11 protein-coding genes are annotated in these 14034 nt (G+C 71.1%); 8 read left to right on the forward strand and 3 right to left on the reverse strand.

Features of this window, described 5'->3' with window-relative positions:
• Positions 1-37 precede the first annotated feature (37 nt).
• The 4 genes from LN251_RS03055 (at position 38) to LN251_RS03070 (ending at position 4909) form a co-directional block, all read left to right on the forward strand.
• Entirely contained in the window at positions 38-1351 is a 1314-nt protein-coding gene (locus LN251_RS03055; protein ID WP_458242963.1) for an ABC transporter substrate-binding protein, read from the forward strand.
• A gap of 87 nt (positions 1352-1438) precedes the next feature.
• The gene (locus LN251_RS03060) at positions 1439-2434 is read left to right on the forward strand and encodes a carbohydrate ABC transporter permease (protein WP_458242964.1); all 996 of its coding nucleotides are present in this window, start codon (positions 1439-1441) and stop codon (positions 2432-2434) included.
• Positions 2435-2449: 15 nt separating this feature from the next.
• Positions 2450-3382, forward strand: a complete 933-nt coding sequence (locus tag LN251_RS03065) for a carbohydrate ABC transporter permease (protein WP_383672082.1) — start codon at positions 2450-2452, stop codon at positions 3380-3382.
• A 66-nt stretch (positions 3383-3448) separates the two neighbouring features.
• On the forward strand, positions 3449-4909 hold the full coding sequence (locus LN251_RS03070; protein ID WP_458242965.1) for a GH1 family beta-glucosidase: 1461 nt from the start codon (positions 3449-3451) through the stop codon (positions 4907-4909).
• A gap of 43 nt (positions 4910-4952) precedes the next feature.
• Here LN251_RS03070 and moaA read toward each other — a convergent pair whose 3' ends face one another.
• From moaA to LN251_RS03085, 3 genes are all read right to left on the reverse strand, one after another.
• Positions 4953-5942, reverse strand: coding sequence for a GTP 3',8-cyclase MoaA (gene moaA, locus LN251_RS03075; RefSeq protein ID WP_458242966.1), 990 nt, complete (start codon positions 5940-5942; stop codon positions 4953-4955).
• A 166-nt stretch (positions 5943-6108) separates the two neighbouring features.
• Complete coding sequence (locus LN251_RS03080; protein ID WP_058926146.1) at positions 6109-7734, reverse strand: solute symporter family protein; 1626 nt, start codon at positions 7732-7734, stop codon at positions 6109-6111.
• Positions 7731-8087, reverse strand: coding sequence for a DUF485 domain-containing protein (locus LN251_RS03085; RefSeq protein WP_058926145.1), 357 nt, complete (start codon positions 8085-8087; stop codon positions 7731-7733). Before LN251_RS03085 ends, LN251_RS03080 begins: the two co-directional genes overlap by 4 nt.
• A 251-nt stretch (positions 8088-8338) precedes the next feature.
• Here LN251_RS03085 and LN251_RS03090 point away from each other — a divergent pair, with 251 nt between their 5' ends.
• From LN251_RS03090 to LN251_RS03105, 4 genes are all read left to right on the forward strand, one after another.
• A complete protein-coding gene (locus LN251_RS03090) occupies positions 8339-9868 on the forward strand; it encodes a S8 family peptidase (protein WP_458242967.1) in 1530 nt (509 codons plus the stop codon).
• Between the two features lie 101 nt (positions 9869-9969).
• Entirely contained in the window at positions 9970-11502 is a 1533-nt protein-coding gene (locus LN251_RS03095; protein ID WP_458242968.1) for a S8 family peptidase, read from the forward strand.
• A gap of 53 nt (positions 11503-11555) precedes the next feature.
• Complete coding sequence (locus tag LN251_RS03100) at positions 11556-12920, forward strand: CoA transferase (RefSeq protein ID WP_458242969.1); 1365 nt, start codon at positions 11556-11558, stop codon at positions 12918-12920.
• Between the two features lie 101 nt (positions 12921-13021).
• Positions 13022-14032 carry a CopD family protein gene (locus LN251_RS03105; RefSeq protein ID WP_458242970.1) on the forward strand — a complete coding sequence of 337 codons (1011 nt, stop codon included), beginning with the start codon at positions 13022-13024 and terminating at the stop codon, positions 14030-14032.
• Positions 14033-14034 lie beyond the last annotated feature (2 nt).

The following is a 14034-nucleotide window of genomic DNA, read 5'->3' on the forward strand; positions in this document are numbered from 1 at the left end:
TCCCGGTGCGTCGGCAGCCACGGCTAGGGAGACGGAAATGAGCAGCACCCGCACGAAGTTGCGTACAAGAATCGCGGCCGCGATATCGGCCGCGACGGTCCTCGGGCTGGTCGCGGGCTGCGGTTCGGGCGGTGGCTCCGGCACCGGCGGAGGCCACGAGAACGGCAAGACCGTGATCACCATGGGCCTCTTCGGCGTCATGGGCTTCAAGGAGACCGGTCTGCTGGAGAAGTACATGAAGCTGCACCCGAACGTCGTCATCAAGGCGGACGTCGCCGGCGACGAGCAGACGTACTACACCGCTCTGCAGACCCATCTCGCCGCGGGCAGCGGCCTGAAGGACATCCAGGGCATCGAGGTGGGCCGCGCCAAGGAGCTGGTCGACACCCAGAAGGACAAGTTCGCCGACCTCGCGGACGTCCCCGGCACCGACCACTTCCTGCCCTGGAAGCTCAGCCAGGTCACCGCCCCCGACAAGAAGGTCATCGGACTCGGCACGGACATCGGCCCGATGGCGGTCTGCTACCGCAAGGACTTCTTCGAGAAGGCCGGGCTGCCCACCGACCGGGACAAGGTGGCTCAGCTGTGGGCGGGCGACTGGTCGAAGTACGTCGCCGTGGGCAAGCAGTTCAAGGCCAACCTCAAGGGCTCCAAGGCCGCCTTCATGGACAGCTCCAGCGGCCTGTTCAACGCCATGATCTACGGCAACTCCGAGCAGTTCTACGACAAGAGCGGCAAGCTGATCTACGCCGAGAACCCGGTCGTCAAGGACGCCTGGAAGCTGGCCTCGCAGGCCGCCACCTCGGGGCTCACCGCGAAGCTCCGGCAGTTCCAGCCGGGCTGGGACCCCGGTCTGGCGAACAGCACCTTCGCCACCACGGTGTGCCCGGCGTGGATGCTCGCCCACATCAGTGAGAAGGCCGGGCCCGCGAACAAGGGCAAGTGGGACGTCGCCAAGGCGCCGAAGGGCGCGAACTGGGGCGGGTCCTTCCTCGGCGTCATGGAGAAGAGCCCGGTCAAGAAGGAGGCGAAGGAGCTCGTCGCCTGGCTCACCGCTCCCGAGCAGCAGTCCTACCTCTTCGAGAAGATCGGCAACTTCCCGTCGTCGGAGACGGCACTGAAGTCGCCCGCGGTGACCGGGGCGAAGTCGGAGTACTTCAGCGGCGCGCCCATCGGCAAGATCTTCGGTGAGGCCGCCACGGAGATCCCCGACGAGCAGGTGCTCGGCCGCAAGGACGGCACGATCAAGGACATCTTCTCGCAGGGCCTGACGCTGATCGAGTCGCAGAACAAGAGCCCCGACGACGCCTGGAAGACCACGGACGAGCGCATCAAGAAGGCCACCGGCTGAGCCGTCCCTCCGTCGCACCAGCCCGGCGGCCCGGTTCGGGCCGCCGGGTCCTCAGCCCGTCACCCCGCGAAGGAAGGAAGCCTCCCGGTGGCCACCTCCACCCCGATCACCCAGGGTGGTGCTCCAGGCACCGCTCCCCCGCCCGCCAAGAGGGCGCGCGAAGACCGCCAGGGCCTGCGCAACCTGCTGCACCGGCTCGACCTGCGGGGAGCGCCGTACGCGTTCATCGCCCCGTTCTTCGTGGTCTTCGCCGCCTTCAGCTTCTACCCGCTGATCTACACGGCCTGGATCTCCCTCCACCACGTCGAACTGTCGTCGCTGAGCCTGATGGAGTGGGTCGGCTTCGACAACTACACGGCCCTGTGGAACGACGACCGCTTCTGGAACGCGCTGGCCAACACCATCACCATCGGCGTGATCTCCACGGTCCCGCAGCTGCTGATGGCCCTGGGCCTGGCGCATCTGCTCAATTACCGGATGCGCGGGTCGACGTTCTTCCGGGTCGCGACCCTCACCCCGTACGCCACCTCGGTCGGTGCGGCCGCCCTGGTGTTCACCATGCTGTTCGAGCGGGACTTCGGCATGATCAACTGGATGCTGAGCCTGGTCGGGGTGGACCACATCGACTTCGAGAACAACAAGTGGGCCGCCCAGATCGCGATCTCGACGATCGTCATCTGGCGCTGGACCGGCTACAACGCCCTGCTGTACCTCGCCGCGATGCAGGCCGTCCCGCGCGACCGCTACGAGGCCGCGGCCATCGACGGGGCCTCCCGCTGGCAGCAGTTCCTCACGGTCACCGTGCCGGGCATCCGGGCCACGATCGTCTTCACCATCGTGCTGTCCACGATCGGTGCCACCCAGCTCTTCGGCGAGCCGCTGATCTTCGGGCAGGGGCCCAACGGCATCACCGGCGGCGCCGACAACCAATACCAGACGCTTGGCCTGCTGCTGTACGAGGAGGGCTGGAAGAACTACCAGATGGGCCGCGCCGCCACCGTCGCCTGGGCGATGTTCCTGTTGCTCATCCTCGTCTTCGTCGTCCAGCGAGTCCTCAAGCGCGCCCTGGCGCGCAGGTCCTGACCAGGAGTGCTTCCCATGACCACTGACAGTCTCCCGGTCCGGACGGCGGACACCCGGCCCCGCACCGGCACCCCCGAAGGGTCCACCGGCCGGCGCCGCACGCGCCTGTGGCTGCGGCCGCGCGCCGGACGCCAGCACCACGCCGGTCCCCTGGCCTACGTACTGCTCGGCTTCGCCGCCCTGGTGTCGCTGTTCCCGCTGTACTGGACGATGGTGGCCGCCTCCAGCGACAACACCCGTGTGACACAGAGCCCGCCGCCCTTCCTGCCCGGCCCGCACCTGCTGGAGAACCTGGGCAAGGCCTGGCGCGACGCGGCGCTGGGCAAGGCCATGGTCAACAGCCTGATCGTGGCCGGGGTGATCGCGCTGTCCACCGTGCTGTTCGCCACCCTGGCCGGGTTCGCGTTCGCCAAGCTGCGCTTCAAGGGCCGCAACGCGCTGCTGATGCTGGTCATCGGGACGATGATGGTGCCGCCGCAGCTCGGTGTGGTGCCGCTGTTCATGATGATGACGGACCTCGGCTGGGGGCAGCAGTTGCCCGCCGTCATCTTCCCCACCCTGGTGAGCGCCGTCGGGGTGTTCTTCATGCGGCAGTACCTCGCCGAGGCCCTTCCCGACGAGCTGGTCGAGGCGGGCCGGGTGGACGGCGCGCACTCGCTGCGCATCTTCTGGAGCATCGTGCTGCCCGTCGCGCGCCCGGCCATGGCGGTGCTGTTCATGATCACGTTCGTGCACGCGTGGAACGACTTCTTCTGGCCGTTCATCGTGCTCGACATGACCAACCCGACGGTTCCCGTCGCCCTCACCCAGCTCAGCGCGGGGTATGTGCGCGACCAGTCGCTGATCATGGCCGGCGCCCTGCTGGGCACCCTGCCGCTGCTCGCCCTGTTCGTCGTCTTCGGCCGCCAGATCGTCGGCGGCATCATGCAGGGCGCCGTCAAGGGCTGACCCGCGCGGTCTCCGCACGCCTCCCCCTGCACAGGCATGTCTCTCGCCCCACCCGAAAGGATCTCCGTGACCACCGCTACCCGACGTGTCGCACCCGGGCCGCAGAACACCTCCGCCCTGGTCTTCCCCACCGGCTTCCGCTGGGGCACCGCGACCGCCGCCTACCAGATCGAGGGCGCCGCCGCCGAGGACGGCCGCACCCCCTCGATCTGGGACACCTACTCGCACACGCCCGGACGGGTACGCAACGGGGACACCGGCGACGTGGCCTGCGACCACTACCACCGGTGGCGCGAGGACGTCGACATCATGGCCGACCTCGGCGTGGACGCCTACCGCTTCTCGATCTCGTGGCCGCGGGTGCAGCCGACCGGTCGCGGCCCCGCGGTCGAGAAGGGCCTGGACTTCTACCGGCGGCTGACCGACGCCCTGCTGGAGAAGGGCATCGAGCCCGTGGTCACCCTCTACCACTGGGATCTGCCGCAGGAGCTGGAGGACGCCGGCGGCTGGCCCGAGCGGGGCACCGCGGAGCGTTTCGCCGAGTACGCCTCGCTCGCGGCCCGTGCCCTGGGCGACCGGGTGAAGATCTGGACCACGCTCAACGAGCCCTGGTGCAGCGCCTTCTTGGGATACGGCTCCGGGGTGCACGCTCCCGGGCGCACCGACCCGGTGGCGGCGCTGCGGGCCGCCCATCACCTGAACCTGGCCCACGGCAAGGCGGTTCAGGCGCTGCGGGCCGAACTGCCAGGTGACGCGCAGACGTCGATCACCCTCAACATCCACCACGTCCGGGCGCTGACCGACCGCCCGGAGGACGTCGACGCGGCCCGCCGGATCGACGCGCTGGCCAACCGCGTCTTCACCGGACCCCAGTTGCTCGGCGCCTACCCGGAGGACCTCATCGCGGACACCTCCCGGCTGACGGACTGGAGCTTCGTGGAGGACGGCGACCTCTCCGCCATCCAGCAGCCGCTGGACTTCCTCGGCGTCAACTACTACTCGCCGACCCTGGTCTCGGCAGCGGACGGGCGCGGCACCCACAACTCGGACGGCCACGGCCGCAGCGACCACAGCCCGTGGCCCGCCGCGGACCAGGTGGCCTTCCACCTGCCGCCGGGCGACCGGACGGCCATGGGCTGGGCGGTCGATCCGAGCGGTCTGTACGAGCTGCTGCTGCGGCTGAAGGCGGACTTCCCCGGGCTGCCGTTGATGATCACGGAGAACGGCGCGGCCTTCGACGACTACGTGGACCCGCACGGCCGCGTCGTCGACCCCGACCGCATCGCCTATCTGCGCGGGCACCTGAGCGCCGTGCACCGGGCGATCGAGGCGGGCGTCGACGTCCGCGGGTACTTCCTGTGGTCGCTGCTGGACAACTTCGAGTGGGGCTACGGCTACAGCAAGCGGTTCGGCGCGGTGTACGTGGACTACCCCACCGGCCGGCGCATCCCGAAGGCGAGCGCACGGTGGTACGCCGCGGTGGCGCGCACCGGTGCGGTTCCCGCGGAGGAGCCAGGCGACGCGTGACCTGAGCGCAGGGGACGGGCGCGGGGCGGCCGGCCGGTGCCGGTCAGCCGCCGATGGCCGACATCGGCCGGTCCGGCTGGACGAACGACGGGTCGTCCAGGCCCGCGCCCGCCTTCTTGCCCCACATGGCCAGCCGCCAGATGCGGGCGATCTCCTCGTCCGGGGAGCCGTCGCGCAGGGCGGTGCGCAGGTCCGTCTCCTCGCGGGCGAACAGGCAGGTGCGTATCTGGCCGTCGGCCGTCAGGCGGGTGCGGTCGCAGGCGGCGCAGAAGGGGCGGGTGACCGAGGCGATGACGCCCACGCGGTGCGGGCCGCCGTCGACCAGCCAGCGCTCGGCCGGGGCCGAGCCGCGCGCGTCGGCGCCCTCCGGGGTGAGGTCGAAGCGGGTGCGCAGGGAGGCGAGGATGTCGCCGGCGGTGACCATGCCCTCGCGCTTCCAGCCGTGCTGGGCGTCCAGGGGCATCTGCTCGATGAACCGCAGTTCGTAGTCGTGCTCGACGGCCCAGGCCAGCAGGTCGGGGGCCTCGTCGGCGTTCAGGCCCGGCATCAGGACCGCGTTGACCTTCACCGGGGTCAGGCCCGCGTCGCGGGCGGCCCGCAGGCCCTCGAGGACGTCCTTGTGGCGGTCCCGGCGGGTGAGGGTCTTGAAGACGTCGGGGCGCAGGGTGTCCAGGGAGACGTTGACCCGGTCCAGGCCCGCGGCCTTCAGGGCCTTCGCCGTGCGTCCCAGGCCGATGCCGTTGGTGGTCAGGGACATCTGGGGGCGGGGGTCCAGCCGCGCGACCCGCTCGACGATGCCGACCAGGCCCGGGCGGAGCAGGGGCTCCCCGCCGGTGAAGCGGATCTCCTCGATGCCCAGGGAGGTGACGGCGATGTCGATCAGGCGGACGATCTCGTCGTCGGTGAGCAGATCGGGCTTGGCCAGCCACTGCAGGCCCTCCTCTGGCATGCAGTACGTGCAGCGGAGGTTGCACCGGTCGGTCAGTGAGACCCTCAGGTCGGTGGCCACCCGGCCGTAGGTGTCGATGAGCACGTGGGCCCCCTCCCTCGTAGCGGATCAGTGCGGGTCGTCATGTCCGTCACTTGCGAGCCTACGTGACGTCACCGACAACGACAGCGGCCCGGATCCCACGAGGTGCGGCGCGGCCGCGTCGTAGGGATCTACGACGCGGCCGCTCAGGGGGCGTACCGGGGGGGTGTCAGTGGGCGCCGGTGCCGGTCAGCGAGCGGACCTCCAGTTCCGCGTACTTGCCGGCGTCCGGCTCCTCCTTGGAGAGGTAGGTGCCGAGGACGCCGAGCAGGAAGCCGACCGGGATCGAGATGATGCCCGGGTTCTCCAGCGGGAACCAGTGGAAGTCGACGTCCGGGAACATCGACGTCGGCTTGCCCGAGACGACCGGCGAGAACAGCACCAGGCCGACCGCGCTGACCAGGCCGCCGTAGATCGACCACAGGGCGCCGGAGGTGGTGAACCGCTTCCAGAACAGGCTGTAGATGATCGTCGGGAGGTTGGCGGAGGCGGCGACCGCGAAGGCGAGGGCGACCAGGCCGGCGACGTTCAGGTCGCGGGCGAGGGCGCCCAGGACGATGGAGACGGCGCCGATGCCGACGGTGGCCCAGCGGGCGGCGCCGAGCTCCTGCTTCTCGGTAGCCGTGCCCTTCTTGATGACGTTGGCATAGATGTCGTGGGCGAAGGACGAGGAAGAGGCGAGGGTGAGGCCGGCGACGACCGCGAGGATCGTGGCGAAGGCGACCGCCGAGATCGTGGCGAGCAGGATGGCGCCCCAGTTGGAGTCGACGCCGCCGAGGTGGAGGGCGAGGAGGGGCGCGGCGGTGTTGCCCGCCTTGTTGGAGGCGATGATCTCGTCCGGCTTGATCAGCGCGGCGGCGCCGAAGCCGAGGGCGAGGGTCATCAGGTAGAAGGCGCCGATCAGGCCGATCGCCCAGATCACCGACTTACGGGCGGCCTTGGCGGTGGGCACCGTGTAGAAGCGGATCAGGATGTGCGGCAGGCCGGCGGTGCCGAGGACCAGGGCGATGCCGAGGGAGATGAAGTCCAGCTTGGTGGTGCCCGTGGCGCCGTACTTCAGGCCGGGCTCCAGGAAGGCCGAACCCTTGGCGCTGTTGTCGGCGGCCGAGCCGAGCAGGTCGGAGATGTTGAAGTGGAACTTCAGCAGCACCAGGAAGGTCAGCAGCAGGGCGCCGGCGATCAGCAGGACGGCCTTGACCATCTGCACCCAGGTGGTGCCCTTCATGCCGCCGATGGTGACGTAGACGATCATCAGGACGCCGACCAGGGCGACGATGCCGATCTTGCCTCCGTCGCTGGTGATGCCGAGCAGCAGGGAGACCAGGACGCCGGCGCCGGCCATCTGGGCCAGCAGGTAGAAGATCGAGACGACGATGGTGGAGGTGCCGGCCGCGGTGCGGACGGGGCGCTGGCGCATCCGGTAGGCGAGGACGTCGCCCATGGTGTAGCGGCCGGAGTTGCGCAGCGGCTCGGCGACCAGGAGCAGGGCGACGAGCCAGGCGACGAGGAAGCCGATGGAGTACAGGAAGCCGTCGTAGCCGAAGAGGGCGATGGCGCCCGCGATGCCGAGGAAGGACGCGGCGGACATGTAGTCGCCGGAGACGGCGAGGCCGTTCTGGAAGCCGGTGAACTGGCGGCCGCCGGCGTAGAAGTCGGCCGCGTCCTTGGTCTGGCGGCCCGCCCAGATGGTGATCACGAGGGTCGCGGCGACGAACACCGCGAACAACGTGATGATCAGCGTCCGGTGCTGGCTCGCCTCGCCGGCCGCGATCAGGGTGTGCTGTGCGGGGCTCATGCGCCGCCCTCCATCCGGGACTTGATCGCCTCGGCCTTGGGGTCGAGCTTGGCGGCGGCGTGCCGTGAGTACCACCAGGCGATGAGGAACGTGGTCAGGAACTGCGCGAGGCCGAGGACGAGGGCCACGTTGATGTTGCCGAACAGCTTCGTGCCCATGAAGTCGCCCGCGTAGTTCGACAGCAGGACATACAGCAGGTACCAGGCGATGAAGCCGACGGTCAGCGGAAAGGCGAACGAGCGGTAGGAGCGGCGCAGTTCACCGAATTCCGCGCTCTCCTGCTCGGCGACGAACGCCTCGGTGGCAGGGAGCCGGGTGGGAGTCTTCGAGGGGGGCGGTGTCTCGGTGGCCACGTAGTCTCCTCGCGTTGCGGATGCGGTCGTCTCGGGGAGCCGGCGCGTGTCCCGCTGCTCCCTGCCCAAGGTCACGGCGCCGCGCGAGAGCGGGTTCAACTCCCTTGACCGTTTTTCTAACTCGCCTTGGGCAACTCATTGCTGACCAGCGACTTCGAGAGATAGTTTTCGGCCTGGACCGCCCGTCATGTACCTGCCCGAGCACCACCTGTGTCTCGGGCGGCTTCGTTTCCGGATGATGTGGAGACCCCATGGTTCATCTGCGTTCCAGACGTCGGCTCGCTCTCGCGGTGCCGGTCGTGCTGTCGCTGACCGCCTCGCTCGGCTTCCTGCCGGCGGCGGCCCAGGCCGCTCCGCGCGTGGAGTCCGCCGCTCAGGCGGCCGCCGGCGCGGACACGTATGCATACCTCGTCAACACGAGGACGGACTCCTCCACGATCAAGTCGGTCAAGGCGGCGATCAAGGCTGCCGGCGGTTCGGTCGTGGTGTCGTACGACAAGATCGGTGTCATCGTGGTCCACTCCACGGACCTCGACTTCGCGAAGAAGATACGCGGGGTGCGCGGCGTGCAGTCCGCGGGTGCCTCGCGGACCTCGCCGGTGCAGGCGGCGGGGACGACGGACGAGGGCGCCGCACAGTACCTGTCCGAGGCCGAGGCCGCGAAGGTGGAGAAGGGCTCGGCGGCCGGTGAGGAGCCGCTGGAGGCCGACCAGTGGGACCTCAGGGCGATCGGCGCCGACAAGGCGGCCGCGATCGACCCGGGCAGCAGGAAGGTGACGGTCGCCGTGATCGACGTGGGCGTCGACGACACCCACCCCGACCTCGCCCCGAACTTCTCCCCCTCGCAGTCCGCGAACTGCGTCAGCGGCAAGGCGGACACGACGTACGGCTCCTGGCGGCCGGTGGACGCCCAGCACTACCACGGCACCCATGTGGCGGGCGAGATAGCCGCCGCCCGCAACGGCATCGGTGTCGCGGGCGTCGCGCCCGGCGTGAAGGTCGCCGGCATCACGGTGGCCCAGCCGGACGAGAACCAGCTGTTCTTCCCCGAGAGCGTGGTCTGCGCGTTCGTGTTCGCCGCCGACCACGGCGTCGAGATCACCAACAACAGCTACTACGTCGATCCTTGGCAGTACAACTGCATGGACGACCCCGATCAGCGCGCCATCGTCGACTCGGTCAACAGGGCCCAGCTGTACGCGCAGAGCAGGGGCACGCTCAATGTGGCCGCCGCGGGCAACGCCAACGACGACCTCGACTCGGACGCCCTCGTCGACGACGCCAGCCCCGACGACTCGACCCCGGTGACGCGCACGGTCGACCCGCACAAGTGCTTCGACGTGCCGACCCAGCTGCCGGGCGTCGTCACCGTCAGCGCGGTGGGCGTCAAGGGCACCAAGTCGTACTACTCCAGCTACGGCTACGGGGGCGTGGACGTCGCGGCACCGGGCGGCGACAAGTACCAGATCCCGGACACGCCGTCCAAGAACGGCCGCATCCTCTCCACCATGCCCAACGACCAGTACGGCTTCCTGCAGGGCACGTCGATGGCCACGCCGCACGTGGCGGCCGTCGCCGCGCTCCTGAAGTCGGCGCACCCGTGGGCGACCCCGGCCCAGCTGCAGGCACTGCTCAAGGCGGAGGCCGTCAACCCGGGCTGTCCGAGCGACCCCTACGACGGGAACGGCGACGGCGTGGTGGACGCGACCTGCGTGGGCGGCAAGCGGGTCAACGGCTTCTACGGCTTCGGCGTCGTCGACGCGCTGCGCGCGGTGAAGTGACCGCGGCCGACTCACCGTCCACTCGCTCCGGGGGACGCCTTCGTCCCCCGGGGCTCCCGCACGGCCCTCTCGTACCGCGAACGAACTGGAGACCCCGACACATGACAGCGCCTCATCCGCGCTCGCGCCGCGCGCTCGCCCTTCCGCTCGGGATGGCGATGGCGACGGCTCTCGCGTTCCTGCCGAACATCACGGCCTCGGCGGCGGAGACCGCTTCGACGGCCACGGCCACGACCACGGCCGACGACGCGACCTCGCTCAGCTACGTCGTCAACGTCCGCCCCGGGCACGGCCCTTCGGCGCGCGTGAAGAAGGCGATCGCCGAGGCCGGCGGCACGATCGTGACGTCGTACGACCAGATCGGCGTGATCGTCGTCCACTCGTCGAACGCCGACTTCGCCAAGATCCTGCGCGCGGTGCCCGGCGTGCAGTCGGCGGGCAACACCCGCAACGCGCCGCTGCCCGCGCAGTCGACCGACGACATGGGTACGCCGAAGGTGCTCTCCGCGCGCGAGGTCGCCGCCGCGCGGGCAGCCGACGGGCAGGACCCGCTCGAACCCCAGCAGTGGGACCTGGCCGCCATCAAGGCGGACAAGGCGCACGAGGTGTCGCTGGGCAGCCCGAAGGTGACGGTCGCCGTCATCGACACCGGCGTCGACGACACGCACCCGGACATCGCGCCCAACTTCGACCGCAAGGCGTCGGTCAACTGTGTGGCGGGCAAGCCGGACACGGCGGACGGCGCCTGGCGGCCGAGCGCCTCGGAGAGCCCGCACGGCACGCACGTGGCGGGCGAGATCGCGGCCGCGAAGAACGGCGTCGGCATGACGGGCGTGGCTCCGGGGGTGAAGGTCGCCGGCATCAAGGTGGCCAACCCGGACGGCTACTTCTACACGGAGGCCGTGGTCTGCGGCTTCGTGTGGGCGGCCGAGCACGGCGTCGACGTGACGAACAACAGCTATTACACCGACCCCTGGTACTTCAACTGCACCGACGACCCCGACCAGAAGGCGCTGGTGGACGCCGTCACCCGGGCCTCGCGGTACGCGGAGCGACGGGGCGCGGTCAACGTGGCGGCGGCCGGCAACGAGAACTACGACCTCGCCGCCGACACGATCACCGACCCGGTGTCGCCGAACGACGGCACGCCCTCGGACCGGGTGATCGACCCGACCAAGTGCTTCGACATACCGACCCAGTTGCCGGGTGTGGTGACGGTCGCGGCCACGGGCGCGAAGGGCCTGAAGTCGTCCTTCTCCAACTACGGCCTCGGCGTCATCGACGTCGCCGCGCCGGGCGGCGACTCCACCCGCTACCAGACCCCGGCCCCGCCGGCCACCAGCGGCCTGATCCTGGGCACGCTGCCCGGCGGCAAGTGGGGCTACATGGCGGGGACGTCGATGGCCTCGCCGCACGTCGCGGCGGTCGCCGCATTGATCAAGTCGACGCATCCGCACGCCTCGCCGGCCCTGGTGAAGGCGCTGCTGTACGCCGAGGCCGACGGCACGCGGTGCACGGACCCGTACGACATCGACGGCGACGGCAAGGTCGACGCGGTGTGCGAGGGCACCAAGAACCGCAACGGCTTCTACGGCTGGGGCACCGTGGACGCGCTGGCGGCGGTGACCAAGTAATCGGACGGTGACTCCGCAATATATTGATTGAGTCAATACTGCATAGTGCAGTCATGACTGCAATCAAGTCCGCATGGTCGGAGCTGGGCGGCGATCCCGCCCTGCTCTCCGGAGTGTCGACCACCGCGTGGGAGGGCGCTCTTCAGGGGCGCCTTCCCGTGCGGGTGCTGGCGCGGGCCTGCGTCGGGGCGTGTGCGCTGGCCGCCGCCGAGCTGGGGGCGCGGCGGGCCGGGCTCGCGCGGGTGCCCCGGGTGCGGGTCGACGACGGGGCGGTCGCGACCGCGTTCCACAGTGAGCGGTATCTGCGGGTCGACGGGCGGACGCCGGTCGTCTTCGCGCCGCTGTCGCGGTTCTGGCGGACCGCGGACGGGTGGGTGCGCACGCACGCCAACTACCCCCACCACCGGGCCCGGCTGCTGGACGTGCTGGGGGCGCCCGAGGACGTGGCCGCCGTCGAGGCGGCGCTGGCGCGAAGGTCGTCGCTGGAGGTCGAGGAGGCCGTGTACGCGGCCGGTGGTCTCGCGGTGGCGCTGCGGACACCGCAGGAGTGGGCCGCGCACGAACAGGCCGCCGAGGTGCGCCGAGGGCCGCTCGTCGGGCGCGGACGGCTGGACTCCGCACCCGCGCGCGTGCTCCCGCCGCTCGACGGACCCGTCCTGCTGCCCGCCGCCGGACTGCGCGTCCTGGACCTGACCCGGGTGCTCGCGGGACCGGTCGCCACCCGCACGCTCGCCCTGCTCGGCGCGGACGTCCTGCGCCTGGACCCCCCGGATCTGCCCGAACTGCCCGACCAGCACGCGGACACGGGCTTCGGCAAGCGCTCGGCGCTGCTGGACCTCAGGGCCGACCGGCGCGCCTTCGACGACCTTCTCGCGCACGCGGACGTCGTCGTCACCGGCTACCGGCCGGGCGCCCTGGACCGGTTCGGGCTGTCGCCCGAGGCGCTGGCCGAGCGGCGGCCGGGACTGGTCGTGGCCCAGGTGTCGGCGTGGGGCGCCCACGGACCGTGGGCCGGGCGCCGGGGCTTCGACAGCCTGGTGCAGGTCGCCACCGGCATCGCCACCCTGGAGGGTTCGCCGGAGCGGCCGGGCGCGCTGCCGGCGCAGGCCCTGGACCACGGGACGGGGTATCTGCTGGCGGCCGCGGTGCTGCGGGCGCTGACCGAGCAGTCGTACGACGGCGGCGGCCGGTCCGTGCGGCTGGCGCTGGCCCGGACGGCCGGGTGGCTCGTGAACGACGTCGAGGCGGGCGGTGACGGCGAGGCCGCGTACGGCGGACCGGAGCCCTGGCTGACCGAGACGGACAGCGCCCTGGGGAGGCTGCGGCACGCCCTGCCGCCGGTGTCCTTCGACGGCGGACCGGCCGGCTGGGCGCGCCCGCCGGTGCCGTGGGGGTCCGCTCCCGCGCGTTGGGTCTGAGCCAAGGGACGGCCAAGAACCTCTTGTGCGGGCGGAATGGCGTACCGTCAGTTGTTTTACTTCGGTTGCCCTGTTCTGCGACGGCTGGTGAAGTTCTCGAGGTGACGTCGATACGACCCTCCGCCGGGGTGGCGGACGCGAGCGGGCCCGGACGGCGCCCCGGTGCCGGCCGGGCCGTCGCCGTCCTGGTCCTGGTCGCGCTGGCGGCGCTGATACCGCTGCTGGGCCCGTCCGCCGCCCTGCACGGCACCGGGGAGGCCGCCGCGCCCGGCACGCGGGGCATCGGGCTGCTGCGGGCGGTGCTGTTCGCCGCGCTGTGCGTCCCGGTCGGCGAGGCGTTCGTGAACCGGCTGGCGCGCTCGCTGCCCGGCGCCCCCAGGGAGGCGCCCCGCAACTGGGCCCCGTACGCGGCGATCGCCGGTCTCGTGGCCGCCCTGGGGTTGGCGTCGGTCGTCTCGACGGGCAACCTGGTGCCGCACAGCCTGGCCCAGATCGACGTCGGGGGCCTGTACGGCTCGCGGGACGGCAGGCTCGCCCTGGTCGAGGTCAACGCCTTCCTCGCGGCCCTCCTGTGCGCCCGCTCGCGCCACCCGGCCGTCCGGCTCTGGCCGGTGGCCGCGGTGATCGTGGCGGAGGCCCTGAGGGCGCACCCCACCGCCGAGCACGGCCCCCTGGTCGGATCCGGGCTGACGCTCATCCACCTGACGTGCGCGTCGCTGTGGACGGGCGGTCTGCTCCACGCGCTGCGGACGCTGCGCCGCTGGGGCCGGGCCGAGGCCGGCCCCGCGCTGCTGGGGCTGTACGCGCGCGTGGCGGCCGTGCTGCTCGCCGTCATCACCGCGACGGGCGTGTGGAGTTCGCTGCGCCGCATGCCGTCGGCGACGATCCTGGACCAGCTGACGACGACGGCCTACGGGCGCACCCTGCTGGCCAAGGTGATCCTGGTGGCGGCCGTCGCCGTGCTCGCCGGGTGGGCGCGGCTGCGGCTGCGCCGCGCCGCCGACCCGCTCACGGCCTGTGCTCCCGCCCGCGCGGAGGTCGTCGCCCTCGGCGCGGTGGTCGCCGTGTCGGGTCTGCTCACGGCGCTGCCGCTGCCGATCCGCTGGTCCTGACG

The sequence above is a fragment of the Streptomyces sp. MAI_2237 genome (assembly GCF_054189285.1).